Annotated in this window: 19 protein-coding genes; 4 read left to right on the forward strand and 15 right to left on the reverse strand. The window is 70.0% G+C overall.

The genetic code is table 11. From position 1 onward, the window contains the following. The first annotated feature begins 29 nt into the window (after positions 1–29). Positions 30–368: a hypothetical protein gene (locus ABD357_RS01705; protein WP_344386960.1), complete on the forward strand. Its 339-nt coding sequence runs from the start codon at positions 30–32 to the stop codon at positions 366–368. A 72-nt stretch (positions 369–440) separates the two neighbouring features. On the opposite strand, the gene ABD357_RS01710 is transcribed toward ABD357_RS01705, so the two are convergent. Beyond that, the gene (locus ABD357_RS01710; protein ID WP_344386961.1) at positions 441–1,868 is read right to left on the reverse strand and encodes a hypothetical protein; all 1,428 of its coding nucleotides are present in this window, start codon (positions 1,866–1,868) and stop codon (positions 441–443) included. 299 nt (positions 1,869–2,167) lie between these two features. On the opposite strand from ABD357_RS01710, the gene ABD357_RS01715 reads away from it, so the two are divergent. Next, positions 2,168–4,000, forward strand: coding sequence for an endonuclease/exonuclease/phosphatase family protein (locus ABD357_RS01715; protein ID WP_344386962.1), 1,833 nt, complete (start codon positions 2,168–2,170; stop codon positions 3,998–4,000). Positions 4,001–4,115: 115 nt separating this feature from the next. Here the strand turns inward: ABD357_RS01715 and ABD357_RS01720 are convergent, their stop codons facing one another. The 7 genes from ABD357_RS01720 to ABD357_RS01750 all read right to left on the reverse strand — a co-directional run bounded on the left by ABD357_RS01720 (position 4,116) and on the right by ABD357_RS01750 (position 8,607). Continuing rightward, complete coding sequence (locus ABD357_RS01720; RefSeq protein ID WP_344386963.1) at positions 4,116–4,853, reverse strand: SRPBCC family protein; 738 nt, start codon at positions 4,851–4,853, stop codon at positions 4,116–4,118. A gap of 26 nt (positions 4,854–4,879) precedes the next feature. Then, entirely contained in the window at positions 4,880–5,515 is a 636-nt protein-coding gene (locus ABD357_RS01725) for an ArsR/SmtB family transcription factor (protein WP_344386964.1), read from the reverse strand. A gap of 95 nt (positions 5,516–5,610) precedes the next feature. Further along, a complete protein-coding gene (locus ABD357_RS01730) occupies positions 5,611–6,315 on the reverse strand; it encodes an antibiotic biosynthesis monooxygenase family protein (protein WP_344386965.1) in 705 nt (234 codons plus the stop codon). A gap of 122 nt (positions 6,316–6,437) precedes the next feature. Continuing rightward, entirely contained in the window at positions 6,438–7,295 is an 858-nt protein-coding gene (locus tag ABD357_RS44500) for a DUF3618 domain-containing protein (RefSeq protein ID WP_425584719.1), read from the reverse strand. Next, positions 7,292–7,705: a phage holin family protein gene (locus ABD357_RS01740; RefSeq protein WP_425584720.1), complete on the reverse strand. Its 414-nt coding sequence runs from the start codon at positions 7,703–7,705 to the stop codon at positions 7,292–7,294. The genes ABD357_RS44500 and ABD357_RS01740 overlap by 4 nt, the downstream gene beginning before the upstream one ends. Before the next feature lie 90 nt (positions 7,706–7,795). Then, the gene (locus ABD357_RS01745; RefSeq protein WP_344386966.1) at positions 7,796–8,473 is read right to left on the reverse strand and encodes a hypothetical protein; all 678 of its coding nucleotides are present in this window, start codon (positions 8,471–8,473) and stop codon (positions 7,796–7,798) included. Beyond that, the gene (locus ABD357_RS01750; RefSeq protein WP_344386967.1) at positions 8,470–8,607 is read right to left on the reverse strand and encodes a hypothetical protein; all 138 of its coding nucleotides are present in this window, start codon (positions 8,605–8,607) and stop codon (positions 8,470–8,472) included. Before ABD357_RS01750 ends, ABD357_RS01745 begins: the two co-directional genes overlap by 4 nt. Positions 8,608–8,781: 174 nt before the next feature. Here ABD357_RS01750 and dapA point away from each other — a divergent pair, with 174 nt between their 5' ends. After that, positions 8,782–9,678 (forward strand): 4-hydroxy-tetrahydrodipicolinate synthase, encoded by an 897-nt coding sequence (gene dapA, locus ABD357_RS01755; protein ID WP_344386968.1) that lies wholly within the window; start codon positions 8,782–8,784, stop codon positions 9,676–9,678. A gap of 49 nt (positions 9,679–9,727) precedes the next feature. On the opposite strand, the gene ABD357_RS01760 is transcribed toward dapA, so the two are convergent. From ABD357_RS01760 to ABD357_RS01790, 7 genes are all read right to left on the reverse strand, one after another. Next, positions 9,728–10,912, reverse strand: coding sequence for a WD40 repeat domain-containing protein (locus ABD357_RS01760; protein WP_344386969.1), 1,185 nt, complete (start codon positions 10,910–10,912; stop codon positions 9,728–9,730). Next, positions 10,909–11,466: a SigE family RNA polymerase sigma factor gene (locus ABD357_RS01765; protein WP_344386971.1), complete on the reverse strand. Its 558-nt coding sequence runs from the start codon at positions 11,464–11,466 to the stop codon at positions 10,909–10,911. The genes ABD357_RS01760 and ABD357_RS01765 overlap by 4 nt, the downstream gene beginning before the upstream one ends. 270 nt (positions 11,467–11,736) lie before the next feature. Continuing rightward, on the reverse strand, positions 11,737–12,741 hold the full coding sequence (dapD, locus tag ABD357_RS01770) for a 2,3,4,5-tetrahydropyridine-2,6-dicarboxylate N-succinyltransferase (RefSeq protein WP_344386972.1): 1,005 nt from the start codon (positions 12,739–12,741) through the stop codon (positions 11,737–11,739). 136 nt (positions 12,742–12,877) lie between these two features. Beyond that, positions 12,878–13,063: a hypothetical protein gene (locus tag ABD357_RS01775; protein ID WP_344386973.1), complete on the reverse strand. Its 186-nt coding sequence runs from the start codon at positions 13,061–13,063 to the stop codon at positions 12,878–12,880. A gap of 43 nt (positions 13,064–13,106) precedes the next feature. Beyond that, a complete protein-coding gene (locus ABD357_RS01780; protein WP_344386974.1) occupies positions 13,107–13,643 on the reverse strand; it encodes a TetR/AcrR family transcriptional regulator in 537 nt (178 codons plus the stop codon). Positions 13,644–13,674: 31 nt separating this feature from the next. After that, positions 13,675–13,995, reverse strand: a complete 321-nt coding sequence (locus tag ABD357_RS01785; RefSeq protein ID WP_344386975.1) for a DMT family transporter — start codon at positions 13,993–13,995, stop codon at positions 13,675–13,677. Positions 13,996–14,060: 65 nt separating this feature from the next. Next, the gene (locus ABD357_RS01790; protein ID WP_344386976.1) at positions 14,061–14,426 is read right to left on the reverse strand and encodes a VOC family protein; all 366 of its coding nucleotides are present in this window, start codon (positions 14,424–14,426) and stop codon (positions 14,061–14,063) included. A gap of 147 nt (positions 14,427–14,573) precedes the next feature. Between ABD357_RS01790 and ABD357_RS01795 the strand changes: the two genes are divergently transcribed. Then, positions 14,574–16,322: a hypothetical protein gene (locus tag ABD357_RS01795; protein WP_344386978.1), complete on the forward strand. Its 1,749-nt coding sequence runs from the start codon at positions 14,574–14,576 to the stop codon at positions 16,320–16,322. Positions 16,323–16,395 lie beyond the last annotated feature (73 nt).

Genomic DNA, 16,395 nt, shown 5'->3' on the forward strand with positions numbered 1-16,395 from the left:
TCCGCACAACCCATGGGAGGCGAGCCGGAGTGGACGCACGTCAGGCGCGCCGCCTCCATGAGGAGCGGCTGATGGGGCTGGCCCATGTGACCGGTGTCGGCATCGGCCGGGACGAGGACTCGGGTGAGGACGTGATCGTCGTCTTCGTCACCCACGAGGTGCCCCGCGACCACCTCCGGCCCGAGGACGTGATTCCGGACGAGCTCGAGGGCGTACCCGTACGCGTGCTGCCGATGGGCGACGACGAGACGCAGGACGACACGCGGGACGACACGCGGGACGACACGCAGAGCGAGACGAAGACCGGGACGAAGGGCGAGGCGGCGCAGGATGAGACGGAGCAGGAGCAGACGCAAAGGGGCTCGTGAGTTCCGTAAGGCACCGTGAGTCCCGTAAGGCACCCCCGTTGAAGCCCTCTTGACCTCAACCCCCCTTACACCTCAACCCCCTTGCTGCGACCGCGCCTTGAACGCGGCCTTACGGGCCTCCTTGGCGACCTTCTTGTCCGGGTGGAGCCGCCCCATGGCCTCCAGGACGTCAGGCGTGGCCGGGTGGTCGACGCGCCAGGCGGCGGCGAAGAAGCTGCTGTGCTGGGCCGCGAGCCCTTCGACCAGGGACTGGAGTTCCTCGGAGTTGCCCTCCGCCGCCAGCTGCGCGGCGATCGTGTCGACGGTCAGCCAGAACACCAGTTCCTCGGAGGGTGCGGGCACGTCGGGGGCGCCCCGCTCGGTCAGCCACACCCGGGCGAGCCCGCCCAGCTCAGGGTCGTCGAGCACTTCGCGCAGGGCCTGTGAGGCCTCCCCGCCGACGAGCGACAGGGCCTGCTGGCAGAGCAGCCTCCGCAGCGGTGCGCCCGGGTCGGAACCGCGGGCTGCGGCGAGCAACTCCCGTGCGGCGGCGAGGGGTTCACGCTGGGCAAGCCACTGCTCCGTCTCGGCCTGCGCTGCCGCGGGCGGGAACGTGGAGGTGCCGTCGAGCAGGGCGTCCGCCCCCTTGTCGGCGAGGTCGCCGACCGCCGGGGCGTGGATCCCCTCCTCCTGCAGCCGGGTCCGGATGCCGTAGAGGCCGAGCGGGGTGAGCCGTACCATTCCGTACCGCGAGATGTCCGTCTCGTCTGGCGGCGCCGCGGGCTCCTCCTCGGGGTCGGTCATCAGCGTCTCGTCGACCGGCTGGAAATCGACGAGACCGGCCGGCTCCAGGAGGCGGAACTGGTCGTCGAGCCGCATCATCACGTCCGACACCTGCTCCAGGACGTCGTTCGTGGGCTCCGCCATGTCGTCCGGCACGACCGCCGAGGCTGCGAGCGCGGGCAGCGGCACCGGGCTGTCGCCGGGTCCGTCCTCGCTGACGGTCAGCAGGTAGAGGTTGCCGAGCACGCCGTCGAGGAAGTCGGCCTCCGCGTCCGGGTCCCAGTCCAGTGCGGAGAGGTCGATCTCGCCGTCGTCGTCCATGGCGGTCATGAGGTCGTCGAGGTCGGGCACGCCGGCGTCGGCGAGCACCGTGTCCAGGGCGACGAGCCACAGGCTCAGCACGTCGGCCGGCGCACCCGAGGTGACGAGTGCCAGTTCGGCCCCCTTGTCGACCGTGCCCTCTTCCTCGTCCAGGACCGCGACGAGGCCGGTGTCCACGGCCACCCGCCAGGCCTCGCTCGCGAGAGCGGCGGCGTCCTCCCCCTCGAGGCCGAGTTCCGCGGCGGCGCCCGGCAGTTGCTCCTCGACGAGTTCGCCGCCGGCTCCGACCCGGGTGTCCGGGCCGGCCCAGCGGGCGAGGCGTACGGCACGGGAGAGCAGCGGCGTGGCGAGCGCGTCCCGCGCGAGCTCCGCTTCGGACGTCAGCCGCACCGGCGGCAGGGTGGAGCTGTCTGACATCGGCTGGTTCTCTCCTCGGACGTACAACCGTGCACACGTGCATGGGGTCGGGCGGCCGTACCGGACGTCGTGCTCCGGCCGCCCCTTGACCGCAGCCTCAGCCTAGACGGATTTCCACCCACTCGGCCTAGTTCATGAACCTGTCAGGACCCGTACATGGCTGAAACCTTGACAAGTCACGTGGCCACACACGAGATTGACGCGCGTAGAGCCCTTTTGCTCCACAGGCTCCACTGGATCCACCAGCCCCTTGCACCACCCTCGTCCCGGCGCTCATGTACGTCCCCGGAGGGATTCCGTTGCCGAGCAAGTCTTCCGCGCGCATAGCCGCGCTCACCGTCGCCGCAGTCTGTTCCACCGTCTCCGCCGTGGTGTTCACCGGCTCCGCCCAGGCGGAGGCCGTGGCCGTCCACGACATTCAGGGCAGCACCCGGACATCCCCGCTCGCGGGGCAGCAGGTCACGGATGTGACCGGCATCGTGACGGGCGTACGGACCTACGGTTCGTCCCGTGGCTTCTGGATCCAGGACCCGAACGCGGACGACAACCCGGCCACCAGCGAAGGAATCTTCGTCTTCACCAGCTCCACGCCCAAGGTCGCCGTCGGGGACTCGGTGAAGGTCTCGGGCACCGTCACGGAGTTCGTGCCGGGCGGTACGTCCTCGGGCAACCAGGCGGTCACGGAGATCACCAGGCCGACGGTGACGGTGGTGTCGAGCGGCAACGCGCTCCCGGCGGCCACGACCATCAGCGGCCGTTCCGTACCGGACGCGTACGCGCCCGCGGGCGACGAGGGCTCGAACGGCTCGGTCAACGGGCTGGCCCTGCAGCCGCGAAAGTACGCCCTCGACTTCTACGAATCCCTGGAGGGCATGAACGTCAAGATCGGCTCGTCGCGCGTGGTCACCGCCACCGACCCGTTCTCCGAGCTGTGGGTGACGGTGAAGCCGTACGAGAACCCGAACCGCCGCGGCGGCACCGTCTACGGCTCTTACGACGCGCAGAACACCGGCCGGCTGCAGATCCAGTCGCTGATCCCGACCGCCACGCAGCCGTTCCCGACGGCGAACGTCGGCGACACCCTGAAGGGCACCACCGAAGGCCCGCTCGACTACACCCAGTTCGGCGGCTACACCCTGACCGCCCGCACCCTGGGCACGGTCGCCGACGGCGGACTGGAGCGCGAGAGGACCCGTAAGCAGTCGCGGAGCGAGCTGGCGGTGGCGACGTACAACGTCGAAAACCTCGACCCCGCGGACGACTCCTTCGCCGATCACGGGGCCGCGATCGTGAAGAACCTGCAGTCGCCCGACATCGTGTCCCTGGAGGAGATCCAGGACAACAACGGCTCGAAGAACGACGGCACGGTCGCCGCCGACGAGACGATGCGCAGGCTGACCGACGCGATCACCGCATCGGGCGGCCCGGCCTACGAGTGGCGGGCCATCGACCCGGTCAACCTCGCGGACGGTGGCGAGCCGGGCGGCAACATACGCCAGGTGTTCCTCTTCAACCCGGAGCGCGTCTCCTTCACCGACCGCGCGGGCGGCGACGCGACGACCGCCGTGGGCGTCACGAAGACGAACGGCAAGGCGGCTCTCACAGCCTCTCCGGGCCGTATCGACCCGGCGGCCGAGGCATGGAAGAACAGCCGCAAGCCGCTCGTGGGCGAGTTCGTCTTCCGCGGCAAGACCGTGTTCGTGATCGCGAATCACTTCGCGTCGAAGGGCGGTGACCAGGCGCTGCACTCCCAGTACCAGCCGCCGGTCCGCTCCTCGGAGACCCAGCGCCACCTCCAGGCGAAGTCGGTGAACGCCTTCGTCAAGGACATCCTCGCGGCGCAGAAGAACGCGTCCGTCGTCACGCTCGGCGACATCAACGACTTCGAGTTCTCTCAGACGACGAAGCTCCTGGAGGACGACGGCGTCCTCTACTCGGCCATCAAGTCCCTGCCCAAGAGCGAGCGTTACAGCTATGACTTCCAGGGCAACAGCCAGGTCCTCGACCAGATCCTGATCAGCCCGTCGATCCGTAAGTACTGCGACTTCAGCTACGACAGCGTGCACATCAACGCGGAGTTCGCCGACCAGATCAGCGACCACGACCCGCAGGTCCTCCGGTTCAGGCCGTAGTTCCTGCGCGCGGACGAGCCCGGCCCCGTCGTCCGGGGGGCCGGGCTCGTTCCCTTTTCCGCCTCGCCTGTACGGGCGCCCGTACGGGCTCAGGTGTACGGGCGGGCATACGGGCTCAGGCGAAGACGCTGTTCAGCCAGCCCTGCCAGGCGGTCTCGTCGGCTTTGGCGTCGGCACCGGGCGCGAAGTCGTGCACCGAGATGCCGACCGGATAGCCCCAGTGGTTACGGCCGAAGAAACGGATGAGGGCGTCCTCCGTGCGCAGCCCGAGGAAGTACGGATTGCGGAAGTCGACCACGGCGTCGAGGAGTTGGCCCTCCGGACCACGCGCCTGGACCCGCGCACCCTCCGCGGTGTCGTCCCCGAGGCCGAGCGCCCGCCCCACCGCGTCGAAGGCGTCCGGCGCTTTGGAGGCCTCGGGCCCGTCGAAGGTCGTGAAGGCGACGACCGGGCGTCCGCCGAACCGCGTCAGGAACTGGCGCAGCGTGTGCAGATAGAAGTCCGTGTGCCGGCCCGCGGCGTCGTACTGGTTGTCCCAGTCGTCCACCAGGATGCCGCTGTGCACGTACCGCACCCAGGCACGGCGGCCCTCGTCGCGCGGTTCGATGGTGTAGTCGAGCTGGTTGAGGGTCTGTTCGGAGATGCCCTCGACGTCCTCGGTGCGGTTGACGTAGCGGTGCGGCGGGTCCCAGGCGGTGACCGTGGAGCCCATCGCGCCCTTGCCGCCCACGCGCGGCTCGGGCGGCTCCTCCGGCCACAGCCAGCCGCCGGTGTTGTGGGTGACCGCGTCCCACACCTGCTCCGGCGTGGCGTCGACCTCGAACTCGCGGGCGATCTCGAATTCCTTGGACATGGTGGGCTCCTGAGTACTTCTGGCTACTACTGGTTCAATTCCGGGGCGGGTTGGTCCTCGACCGTCGGCTGGGCTGCCGTGGGCTTGACCGTGGGATGGACGGCGACGACGATCCGGTGGTCCCGGCCGCCCTCGGCATCGGGCGCGTCGTACTTGCGGATCAGCGCGCTCACTCCGGCCGTCAACTCCTGGATGAACGCGGCCCGTTCGGCGGCCGAGGCGAAGCGGACCTCGCCGTCGAGCGCGTACGTCGCCAGCCGTTTACGGGCCTTCGCCGCGCCCGTGATGAGCAGGCCGACGTCCCGGACGAGCCGGGCGCCGAGCGCGAGCATCCAGCGGGCCGAGAGCTGGTCCCGGAAGCGGTCCGGGTCGGGCTGCACGGAGGCGAGCGCGAGCGGCGAGATGACGTACGACGCGGCGGTCGCGCGCATCAGCCGCTCGGTGACATTGCCCTTGCGGCGCTCCCCCGCGAGCTCGACCAGGCCGTGCCGCTCCAGGGCCTTGAGGTGGTAGTTCACCTTCTGGCGCGGCAGCCCCACCTTGCCGGCCAGCATGGCGGCCGACGCGGGTCCGGCCGCCAGCTCGGCGAGCAGCTGGGCCCTCTTGGGGTCCAGGGAGGCGGCGGCTGCCGCCGGGTCCTCGATCACGGTGACGTCCAACATCACTCCACCGTCCCACCGAAAACTTTTTTTGTCCAGACGGTTCTAGTTTTCGGTGAGCGTCGCTTCGAGCCTCTTCTGGAACTTCGGGGTGAGGGTCACGTCGGGACGAGGCCGAGGGCGTACGAGTACCTGCTGACCGTGGAGCCCTTCAGTCCGGGGTACGTCTGTACGCGCTCCCACTGCGGCGTGCGTGATCCGACGCCGTTGCCCGGGCCGGACAGGGCGTCGATGTGGGCCTGCGCGCTCTCCCACTCCGCGTAGTTGAGGACCTTCGTGCCGTCGGTGCTCAGGTGGAAGTGGGCGGAGATCCCGCCGGGGTGCTGGTTCGGCTCGCTCTCCAGGGCCTCGAACACGGCGTCCACCCAGGCGCGCTGCCGGTCGGGGTCCGGACCCTCGAACTCGACGTCGACGATCACGATGCAGCCGGGTACGCGTGGCTCCGCCTCGGGGCGGGTGCCGCTGCGGTAGTGCCGGTAGCGTTCCAGGGCCACCCGCTCGATCCCGGGCACCGCGGTGTCGATCTCGTCGACGCGCTCTTGCCGGTGCACCTTCGTGAACGCCTCGTAGGCCTGCTCATCCGCCCACTGCGAGTGGTGCAGCAGGGTCGTGCCGTCGTGGCCGGTGTAGAGGTAGTAGCCGAGCAGGCCCTCCGTCGGCCAGGGCCTGCTCTCCCAGGTGTCTGCGATCGCCTCGACGGTCTCCTTCTGCCGCTCGGGCGTCCCCACCCTCCAGGTGCTGAAGAGAGGGGCTCCGACTCCGGGGCGGGTCATGTCGGGGTGCGCGTCGGTACGGCGGGTCATCACAGCCTCCAGTGATTCGATGCTCGGTGCGAGCACCACCCACCCTCTGACCTCAACCAAGGTTCAGGTCAAGGTCAGGAGGGCGGCACCAAGATGACTGTGGTGTTGTGATGGCTGCGGTGTCAGCGACGGCCCACAGCGCGGCGGAGGTCAGCAGCGCGCCCGAGGCCGGTAGCGCGGCCGAAGCGGAGACCGCTCGTGCGGCGGAGACCGAAGCGGCGAAGGCCCGTGGTGCGACGGAAGTCGATGGGGCCGAGGCGCGTCGTGCCGCGGAAGCCGGTGCGGCGGAAACCGGGGCCGCGGCGACCGATGCCGCCGAGGCCCCTCGTGCGGCGGAAGCCAATGCGGCCGAGGCCCCTCGTGCGGCGGATGCCGATGCGCCCGAGACCCTTGGTCCGGCGGAAGCCGATGCTGCCGAGGCCGGGGGTCCTGCGGCTGCCCACGATGTAGCGGTGGCCGGGGATGTAGCGGTGGCCCTGAGGCTGACGGCGCAGCATCCCCGCCGCGATCGCAGCTCCCACTCCGGTGATCAGCAGCGACCGAGGGTGGCGCCGTCCGGCTTGACCGACCGCTGTCGCGGCGTTACGCACGGGCTGCGGCACGTTCGCCTGCACGGCATGCCCGGCGTGGGCGGCCTTGTCCTGTACGGCGTGCCCGGCGTGGGCGGCCTTGTCCTGCACCGCATGCCCCGCGCCGGAAGCCTTGCTCCTGAGCTTCGCGCCGCCCGCCCGCGCGCGGCCGCGCACATCCGCCTTGGCGGCCAGCTCCTCTACGGTGTCGCCCAGTTGCGCACGGGTCTGAGCGATCTGCTGTCGCAGTTCGTCCGGGCCCTTGGCCCCATGGGCCGCCTTCGCGGCGTCCTCGGGCGCGGCGGACTCCACAGCCTCTTCGGCCCCGGCAGCCTCTTCGGCGCCAGCAGCCCCAGCAGTTCCGGCAGCCCCAGTGGTCTCGACGCCGCTCTTGTTCTTCCTCTCGTTCATCGATGAGCCCTTTCCTTGATTTCGTCAACGTCGGCCCGGACGCTGTCGAGGGTCTGCTCGGGCAGGGGCGGCACGGCGCGGCGCAGCTGGCTGCGGCCGACCTGGCCCAGGACGGCGGCGATCACGAAGAGTACGGCCGTGACGATGAGCGCCGAGAGCCATACAGACAGAACCAGCGAAAGCGCGGCGACGCCGGTGCCGGCCAGGGCCATCACACCCACATAGCCGATGGCGCCGGCCGCGCCCAGCAGCCTGCCACCTCGCCCCGCGCGCCGTCCCTTCTGCGCCAACTCCTCCTTCGCGAGCCGCACTTCCTGGCGTACGAGTTCGGAGAGCTGTTCGGTGGCCTGTCCGACCAGTTCGCCCACCGAGTGGTGTTCCTGCGGCGGCCGCTGCATGGTCTCGGTCACGGCGCCCCGCCTCCTCTCGTCTCGGGACGCCCGAGTACCCCGTCGAGCCGCCGCTACCCGTGTCAGGGCGCCGCGCTCGTCGAGCTGCCGCTACGCCTGTCCGGCCCCGTGCTCCCCGAGCCGGGCCAGCTGGGTCTGGAACCAGTCGAGCCGGGCCTGCAGGAGCGCTGCCTCGGCGATCAGCTCGGACACGCCGAGCCCTTCGGGCAGGTCACCGCCGGACGGTGCGGCACCTCCCCCGGCCCGTACCCGCAGCCCCTCTCCGCCCAGCCGCGCGAAGGTCGCCAGCGATACGGACGGACGGCCGCGTACGCATCCGGCGCAGCTCGCCGCGAGCGCCCGCCAGCCGGGCTTGCCCCAACCGGCGTCGGCCAGCGCCACGGCCACGGAGCCGCACGTACAGGGACCGACCGTGGCGGTACGGACCCGCTGCCGGGCGTAACGGAACCCGAGCTCGAAGCGCAGGTAGGCGCCGAGGACCGACACCTCGAGGAGTACGGCGGTCCGGTGGTCGGCGGTGCACAGCATGGCCTCCGCCGCCGTACGGTCGTGCACGCAGTGGAAGCCGCAGTCACAGCGGCGATGCGGTGCCCGGTGCCGCAGCCCGTACACACAGCGAGCCTCGTCGAGCACCCCGTACGGCAGCGCGCCGCCAAGCGACACACCGGTGAACCCGGCCCGGCTGCCGTCCTGCGACAGCATCGGGTGGGCGATCTTGAATCCGGTGGGCGGCTCCGCCGGACGTTCCTCGGGGAGCCGCCACCTCATCGCGCGACCGGAACCTCTTCGGTGACGGGCTCCAACTCCTCGATTTCCTCAGCGAGTTGAAGCTCTTCCTGTTCCTCTTCCACCCACGGCCGCTCCTCGGCGACTCCGGTGGCGAGCGCCTTACCCAGCCTCATAACGCCTCCCGTGACCGATCACCAACTACCGTTCCTCGCCATGGTGACCCAAACGCCGCCGCGTTCCTAGACCACGCCGGCACGCTCACATGCGGCCACCGCGCAGAGTTCCTTACGGATATCTCGTAGAAGAATTAAGTGGAGCTTCAGCGTCGGGGTGCCGAGACTACGGACATGACCACATCCTCCCCCCCGCCCTTCGGCCGCGCCCTCTGCGCGATGATCACGCCCTTCACCGAGGACGGGCTGCTCGATCTCGACGGTGCGCAGGCCCTGGCCGAGCGGCTGGTCACGGACGGGTGCGAGGGGCTGGTGCTGTCGGGGACGACCGGGGAGTCGCCGACCACGACGGACGACGAGAAGGCCGAGCTCGTGCGGGCCGTGGTCGAGGCGGTCGGGGGTCGGGCCGCGGTGGTGGCGGGCGTCGGGACCTCCGACACACGGCACACGATCGAGCTGGCCCAGGAGGCCGAAAAGGCGGGCGCGGACGGCCTGTTGGTGGTCTCGCCCTACTACAGCAAGCCGCCCCAGGAGGCCCTCCAGGCCCACTTCCGGGAGATCGCGGACGCGTCCGGGCTGCCGCTCGCGCTCTACGACATCCCGGGCCGCACCGCCACCCGCATCGAGCCGGAGACCATGCTGCGCCTCGCCGCGCATCCACGGATCGTGGCGGTCAAGGACTGCGCGTACGACCTGCTCGGCACTCAGAAGGTGCTGGCCCGCACGGACCTCGCGTACTACACGGGCTGCGAGGAGTTCACGCTCCCCCTGTACGCGGTGGGCGGCACCGGATACATCAGCACCGTCGCCAACGCCGCACCCCGCCAACTCCGGGGAATCCTGGACGCGTTCGACACCGGAGACACCGCCGAGGCCGCCCGGCGGCAGCGACAGGCCATCCCTCTCATCGAGCTGATGATGGCCTCCGGCCTGCCCGGCACGGTCACGGCGAAGGCATTGCTCGGTGCGCTCGGCCTGCCCGCGGGCCCGGTCCGCGCGCCGCTGCGGCCCGCCGGACGCGAGACGGTCGACGGGCTGCTGGCGGCGTACGAGCGGCTCGTGGCCGCCTGATCAGTGCCCGACGGAGATTTGTCCGGCGGAGATCAGAGTCCGGCGAAGATCAGCGCTTGGCGAAGACCGGCGTCCAGCGTCCGGGAGCGCCGTCGTTCCCCTTGCGAGCGCCGCTCAGGCGTACGAGTTTGTCGCTGCCGATCGTGACGATGACAAGCCGGTTGTGGAACTCGTTCTGACCCGGTTCGCTGTACCAGACGATGAGCCGCTCGTCGTCGACCCAGGCGAGCGGCTCGTATCCCCGCACCTTGGCGATCCGCTCGCCGGTGTAGGCATCGAGGACGACGCCGTTGCCCGCGACCAGTTTGCCGTTCGGGGACACCCCCCCGTCGTTGAACCAGTTCGTGTACTTCCCGTTCGCGGGCTTGTCGACCTTGTTGCCCTCGAAGTCGTAGTACTGCATGTACGGTTCCGAAGACAGTCCGGAGTAGACCAGCTTGCCGTCGTGACTGAAGTCGAAGTCCTGACGGGCGTTCATGTCGTCGCCCTCCGGGACCTCGCTCCACGATCCCTGGCCGGAGGCCACATCGATGACGTAGAAGCCGTTCCGCGGCTGGTCGTGCGACTGGTCGTAGTCGTTGTTCTTGCCGTCGCCGTCGCTGTCGTAGTCCACCTTGTACCGCAGGTCGGGATTCGTCTTGTACGTCGTCGCGACGAGCCTGTCGCCGTCGGGGGAGAACTCGACGCCCGCGACGCCGCGGTCCACCGGGATCCAGCGCTCGACCTTGCCGGAGAGCAGGTTGAGCAGGCCGATCCGCTGGGTCGGCAGATCCTTCTCCAGGACGGCGGCGGTCCGCATACCGGGAGCGATGTCGATGAAGGACCACCGGGGGGCCTTCTCGTACTTGCCGGTCTTCTGGTCGAGGAGCCAGTACTCGCGGACGGCGACGGCACGGTCGTCCGTCTGCTCGACGTTCTTCCGGGTGTAGTACGCGGCCAGCGCGACGTCTCCTGCCGCGATCAGGTCACGCGGGGGTGATTGGTCGGGGTGGGCGATGATGTCGCTCTCGTTCATCCCGGTCGCGAGCCGATCGCCGTCCTTGCCGGACTCCAGCATCGGCACCGCCACCGCGATGGCCACCACGGCGGCGGTGGCCGCGGCGACGGACGCGAGGGTACGGGTACGGCGGCGGCGCCGGGCCGTCAGCACCCGGTCGACGAACCCGGGGCCCAGCGGTGGCTGTTCGGTGGCCTGCTCCCGCAGGGAGTCACGCACCAGTTCGTCGACGTTCACGGGCGTACCTCCACGGGCGAGAAGTCACGGGACGGGCTTTCTTCGGCGTCGGCGAGTCCGAGTGCGGCCAGTTCGGGTGCGAGGGCGCGCAGCCGGGCGAGGGAGCGGTGCGTGGTGGAGCGCACGGTCCCGACGGAACAGCCGAGGATCCGCGCCACGTCGGCCTCCGGCAGATCCTCGAAGTACCGCAACACGAGCACGGTCCGCTGCCGCGAGGTCAGCCGTGCCAGCGCCCCGCGCATGACGATCCGCAGCTCGGCGGCGGAGGCGGCGTCACCGTCGCCCGTCCCCTCGGGCGGCTCGGCGACGGTCAGCTCCCGTCTTCGCCACTTCAGCCGCCACCGGCTCACCTGCTGCCGGTACAGGATCCGCCGTACGTACGCCTCCGGCTCGTCGATCCGCTGCCATCGGCCCGCGGCCTTGATCAGCGCGTTCTGCAGCAGATCCTCGGCGGCGTGCCGGTCTCCGCCGCTGAGCAGGACGGCGGTCTTCAGCAACGCCGACGACCGGTTCTCCACGAACTCCCGGAAGTGCTCCTGCCCTTGGGCATCCATCGCCACCTTCTCTTTCCCGGCGGGCCTCCCCCGCTTCGCATTCCTTGTGACGCGTGCAGCCTGCTCCCGCTATGCCTCTGCCACAAGGAAAGTTCCCGCCTCGACATAGCCGAGCGCCCTCCCACGGTGACCGTGGGAGGGCGCTCGGCTATGGGGCGCGCCCCTTTAGGGGCGCGGGGCTGTATCAATTTGCGGCTCCGCCGCGTGGGCGCGACAAGCCACAACGAACCCGCAGCTTCAAACAACCCGTCGTGGCGAGCTAGTGCGGAACTAGTCGTGGCTGTGAAGGATGTCGTTCAGCCCGCCCCACGCCGCATTGTTCGGCCGCGCCTCAACCGTGCCGCTGATCGAGTTGCGGCGGAAGAGGATGTTCGAGGCGCCGGAGAGTTCGCGGGCCTTGACGATCTGGCCGTCGGGCATCGTGACGCGGGTGCCGGCGGTGACGTACAGGCCCGCCTCGACCACGCACTCGTCACCGAGCGCGATGCCGACGCCCGCCTCGGCGCCGACGAGGCAGCGCTCGCCGATGGTGATGCGGACGTTTCCACCGCCGGAGAGGGTGCCCATGGTGGAGGCGCCGCCGCCGATGTCCGAACCGTTGCCCACCACGACCCCGGCGGAGATACGGCCCTCGACCATCGACGTGCCGAGCGTGCCCGCGTTGAAGTTCACAAAGCCCTCGTGCATGACCGTGGTGCCCTCGGCGAGGTGCGCGCCGAGCCGGACCCGGTCGGCGTCGGCGATGCGTACGCCCTTGGGGGCCACGTAGTCCGTCATGCGCGGGAACTTGTCGACGGACGTCACGGCCAGGTGGAGGCCCTCGGCGCGGGCGTTCAGCCGGACCTTCTCGAGATCGTCGACGGCGACCGGGCCGAGCGAGGTCCAGGCGACGTTGGCAAGGTGCGCGAACATGCCGTCCAGGCTCTGGCCGTGCGGCTGCACGAGACGGTGCGAGAGCAGGTGGAGGCGCAGGTACACGTCATGCGCGTCGATCGGCTTCTCTTCGAGCGAGGTGATGACCGTACGGACCGCGACCACCTCGACGCCCCGGCGGGCGTCCGGACCGATCGCCGCGGTCGCGCCTCCGCCGAGCAGCTCGGCGGCCCTCTCGGCGGACAGCCGTTCCGTACCGGACGGGCCAGGACCGCCTGCGGCAGACTCAGTGACGAGCTCCGGCGCGGGGAACCAGGTGTCGAGAACGGTGCCGTCGGCGGCAACCGTGGCGAGCCCGGCGGCAACGGCGCCGGTGGTGCGAGTAGCAGTCGTGTCGGTCATGGGGGAAACCTAACCGCCGGGAGCCCGCGTAGGCCAACCGGTGGGAGGAGCGTCTCAGGGTACGGGCCCGTCCCGGCCGTGGAAGGTACGGGCGGCCCGCGTCCCCTGTGCACAGGCCGCCCGTTTCGGGGAGTGGTCAGTCGGTCCGGCTTTCCTCCTCGGGCACGATGACCCTGGTCACGACCGTGATGCTGCTCTCCAGCTCGCCGCTCACTAGCGTGCGGCGGCCGACGGGCCGGTACGTCTCCGGGTCGAGCAGCCACTCGGTGGCGGAGGCCGGTTCGTCGTTCGCGAAGGCCGGGACGTCGTTCAAGGAGGACATGCGGGCGGGATACCTCAGGGCGATGGCCCGGCACAGAAAGGGCTCAGGGGATCACCCGGGCCAGCACATCCCGGGCGTACTCCTCGTCGTACGCCGCCCCCGTCAGCAGCACCTGCAGACAGATGCCGTCCAGCAGGGCGACCAGGGCGCGGGCGGTGACCGGGTCGGTGCGGTGGGCGATGCGGTCGGCGAGGTCCTGGCACCATTCGGCGGCTACGGGGCGCAGGGCGGGACGGCGGAGGGCGGCGAGGTAGAGCTCGTACTCGAGCTCCACTCCCGTACGGTCGCCCGCCAGCCACTCGCCCGTCAGGCCGGCGAGTTCGGCGGCCAGGTCGCTCGCCGGGTCCTCCAGGGCACCGCGTGCGGCGACCAGTTTGGCGAAGCCCTCGTTCGCCTGCCTCAGCGCCGCGACCATCAGCTCGTCGAGGGTCTTGAAGTGGTACGTGGTGGAGCCCAGCGGAACATCGGCCTCGGCCGCGACGGAACGATGGCTCAGCCCGGCTATGCCCTTGGCGCCCACGACACGGATGGCCGCGTCGATGATCCGCCGCCGCCTGTCGGGGTCGTAGCGCCGGGCCATCAGCGCACGCCCCTTGTGGCATGGCGGGCCATCAGTGCCCACCGCCCAGGTGCAGCACCACTACGCCGACGATGATCAGCGCGATCCCGGCCGCCTTGGCCGCGTTCAGCCCCTCCCCCAGGAACACCATCCCGATCGCCGCGATGGCCGCCGTGCCAACTCCGGCCCAGATCGCGTACGCCGTGCCGACCGACAAGGTCTTCAGCGTCTGCGCCAGCAGCACGAAGGAGATGACGTATCCGACCCAGGTCCCCACGGTGGGCCACAGCTTGCTGAAGCCGTCGCTGTACTTCATGGCGGTCGTGGCGGCCACCTCGGCCGCGATGGCGGCCATGAGCGTTGCGTATCCCATGCGTACGAGCGTACACATCGATACGTACGCCCGTACACACGGGGGGAGGGACCGGGAAAGACGGTTCAGTCGAGGAGCGTCTTCTTGGGTCGCAGTACGCAGAACTCGTTGCCCTCGGGGTCGGCGAGAACGACCCAGGTCACGTCCTCGCCCTGACCGACGTCGACCCGGCGCGCCCCGAGCGCGAGCAGCCTCTCGACCTCTGCGGCCTGCTCGTCCGGCGTGAGGTCGATGTGCAGCCGGTTCTGGGTCGTCTTGCGTTCGACGACCGGTACGAAGCAGATCCCCGGCAGCGCGTCCGGGGCGGACGCGATGATGATCTCCTCCTCGGCCTCGAACACCACGCGCCAGTCCAGGACTTGGCACCAGAAGCGGGCGAGTGACGGCAGATCGTGTGCGTTTACGGCGAGTTGATACCAGCGGACAGCCATGCGCCGCAGTCTTCCCCGTCACCCGGCCTATCCACCAGATTCACGACGGCCGGACGGCGGCCCTTGTGCGGATCCGCGCAAGGGCCGCCGCCGTTTGCGCGCATTCCGTTGTAGAGCCGGTGAGTTACCGCTGGTTACGGTGCGGCCATGAGCAGAGGAGCCGCACATCGCAACAGGCCCTGGACGCGTGCCGTGGCCGCCGGAGCGCTCGCCGTGGCGGCGCTGACCTTGACACCGTCGGCGGACGGAACACCGGGCCGTACAGAGAGCGCCGTGGAGTCCACGTCGCCGGTCACCGAAGTCACCGAGACCGAGGTGTCCGTACGGATCCCGCTGCCGGCCTCGGCCGGCACTCACCCGGCGCGCTGCGACTGGCTGTCGTATCTGCGCTACCGGTCCTCGGACGGGCCCTCGAAGTCCGCCGACGCCGACCGGATTCTGGTCGCCCAGCCGGGCATTCTGGAGGGCGCGGGCGCCTTCGACAGCGTGGCCCGGAACACGGTGAAGGCGGCGGCCGAGAAGGGCCGGCACATCGAGTTCTGGGCGCTGGACCGGCGCTCCAACTGCCTTGAGGACAACGCCGGGATCGCAACGGGCAATGCCACGAGGGCTGTTGACTACTACTACGGGGGCAAGCAGGTCGACGGGCGTAAGTTCGACGGCTTTCTGACCAGCGATCAGACGGGCTGGCTCGCCGAGGTCGGTCTGGAGCAGACCGTGCGCGACCAGTACGACCTGCTGTCCGCCGAACTGCCCGGCCAGAAGCTGCGCAAGGAGAAGGTGCTGTGCGGCGGGCATTCGCTGGGCGGCGTCCTCACCGGCGTCTTCGCCACCTGGGACTTCGACTCGAACCCCGCGACGAAGGCGGACGCGGGCTTCAACCAGTGCGCGGGCTACTTCGCCCTGGACACCACGATCTCCACCTCGCTGGACGACCTGAACGGCACGTCGTCCGGCCCCGGCGGGTCCCTGCTGCCGGGGCTGATCCCGGACACGGGTATCGGTTACGCCGCCGTACAGGCCGGACTCCGCACCGGAGTTCTGCCCCGTTTCCTCGCACTGCCCGCGGTACTCAACCCCGAGACGATGAACCTGCTCGCGCTCGCCGGCCTGGCCGCCGGTAACGCGCCTGACGCCGAGTCCGCGCTGCTCGACTCGGTCCCGTCGAACGCCAACATCGAGACGACGGGCCGCATGCTGTTCTCCAAGAACTCGGAGGTCTTCCTCAAGGGCAGCCCCACCATCCGCGACTTCCGGCTCACCAACGAGGCGGTGCTGGGCGCCTTCATGGACGACCACTCGGCACCGCTCGCCTTCATCCAGACGAGCGTGGGCTTCTTCGACAGTGCGAGCGGCAGCGGCGGCGCCGGGATCGTGGACAAGAACTTCCCCGTCTCGAACAGTGACCCGGCCCAACCAGCCCTCTTCGGTACGGAGTTGAAGGCGATCCCGGACGAGCCGGGCGGCCCCCTCTACACCTGGCGCAACTACGACCGGGTCGGCGCGGCGGACGACCCGGTGTACCGCTCGGCCAGTGGCGCCCCGTTCACGGCTGCTGCCAAGGAGGTCACGGACATCGGGGAGTTGGCCCGCAGCCTCTCCGAACAGCCCCTGGACTTCACGGAGGACTACTTCCCGACCAGGCTGGTCACCGACATCCAGCTGATCGACGATCCCCAGCTGGCGGGCAAGTTGGTGCACAAGGCGGGCCTCACCGCGAACCCCAAGGTCACGTTCGTCGCGGGCGACGGCATCCTGGCGGACCACATCCCCCAGGACGAGAACCCCGTGGTCCTGCCGGGCTACCAGCACCTGGACGTGCTCACGGCCGCGCCCGTTCAGAACGACGGAAGCCGGGAGCGGATCGCCGCCGGCCTGGCCGAGTTCGCTCGCTGACGCTGCGTCACACCCGTGCGCTCCCCGCGTTCTCCTCGTGTGGAGCGCACGAGACGGTGCAGGTCGGGCCAAA

Source organism: Streptomyces vastus (genome assembly GCF_039532825.1).
GTDB classification, from domain to species: Bacteria; Actinomycetota; Actinomycetes; order Streptomycetales; family Streptomycetaceae; genus Streptomyces; species Streptomyces vastus.

Bases quoted from the DNA above. Each gene is read 5' to 3' on its own strand.
- dapD (WP_344386972.1), bottom strand. From the start codon at position 12,741: ATGACCGACACGACTGCTACTCGCACCACCGGCGCCGTTGCCGCCGGG.
- ABD357_RS01750 (WP_344386967.1), bottom strand. From the start codon at position 8,607: ATGAGGCTGGGTAAGGCGCTCGCCACCGGAGTCGCCGAGGAGCGGCCG.
- ABD357_RS01780 (WP_344386974.1), bottom strand. From the start codon at position 13,643: ATGGCCCGGCGCTACGACCCCGACAGGCGGCGGCGGATCATCGACGCG.
- ABD357_RS01730 (WP_344386965.1), bottom strand. From the start codon at position 6,315: ATGACCCGCCGTACCGACGCGCACCCCGACATGACCCGCCCCGGAGTC.
- ABD357_RS01745 (WP_344386966.1), bottom strand. From the start codon at position 8,473: ATGAGGTGGCGGCTCCCCGAGGAACGTCCGGCGGAGCCGCCCACCGGA.
- ABD357_RS01720 (WP_344386963.1), bottom strand. From the start codon at position 4,853: ATGTCCAAGGAATTCGAGATCGCCCGCGAGTTCGAGGTCGACGCCACG.
- ABD357_RS01795 (WP_344386978.1), top strand. From the start codon at position 14,574: ATGAGCAGAGGAGCCGCACATCGCAACAGGCCCTGGACGCGTGCCGTG.
- ABD357_RS01790 (WP_344386976.1), bottom strand. From the start codon at position 14,426: ATGGCTGTCCGCTGGTATCAACTCGCCGTAAACGCACACGATCTGCCG.
- ABD357_RS01775 (WP_344386973.1), bottom strand. From the start codon at position 13,063: ATGTCCTCCTTGAACGACGTCCCGGCCTTCGCGAACGACGAACCGGCC.
- dapA (WP_344386968.1), top strand. From the start codon at position 8,782: ATGACCACATCCTCCCCCCCGCCCTTCGGCCGCGCCCTCTGCGCGATG.
- ABD357_RS01725 (WP_344386964.1), bottom strand. From the start codon at position 5,515: ATGTTGGACGTCACCGTGATCGAGGACCCGGCGGCAGCCGCCGCCTCC.
- ABD357_RS01765 (WP_344386971.1), bottom strand. From the start codon at position 11,466: ATGGATGCCCAAGGGCAGGAGCACTTCCGGGAGTTCGTGGAGAACCGG.
- ABD357_RS01785 (WP_344386975.1), bottom strand. From the start codon at position 13,995: ATGGGATACGCAACGCTCATGGCCGCCATCGCGGCCGAGGTGGCCGCC.
- ABD357_RS01710 (WP_344386961.1), bottom strand. From the start codon at position 1,868: ATGTCAGACAGCTCCACCCTGCCGCCGGTGCGGCTGACGTCCGAAGCG.
- ABD357_RS44500 (WP_425584719.1), bottom strand. From the start codon at position 7,295: ATGAACGAGAGGAAGAACAAGAGCGGCGTCGAGACCACTGGGGCTGCC.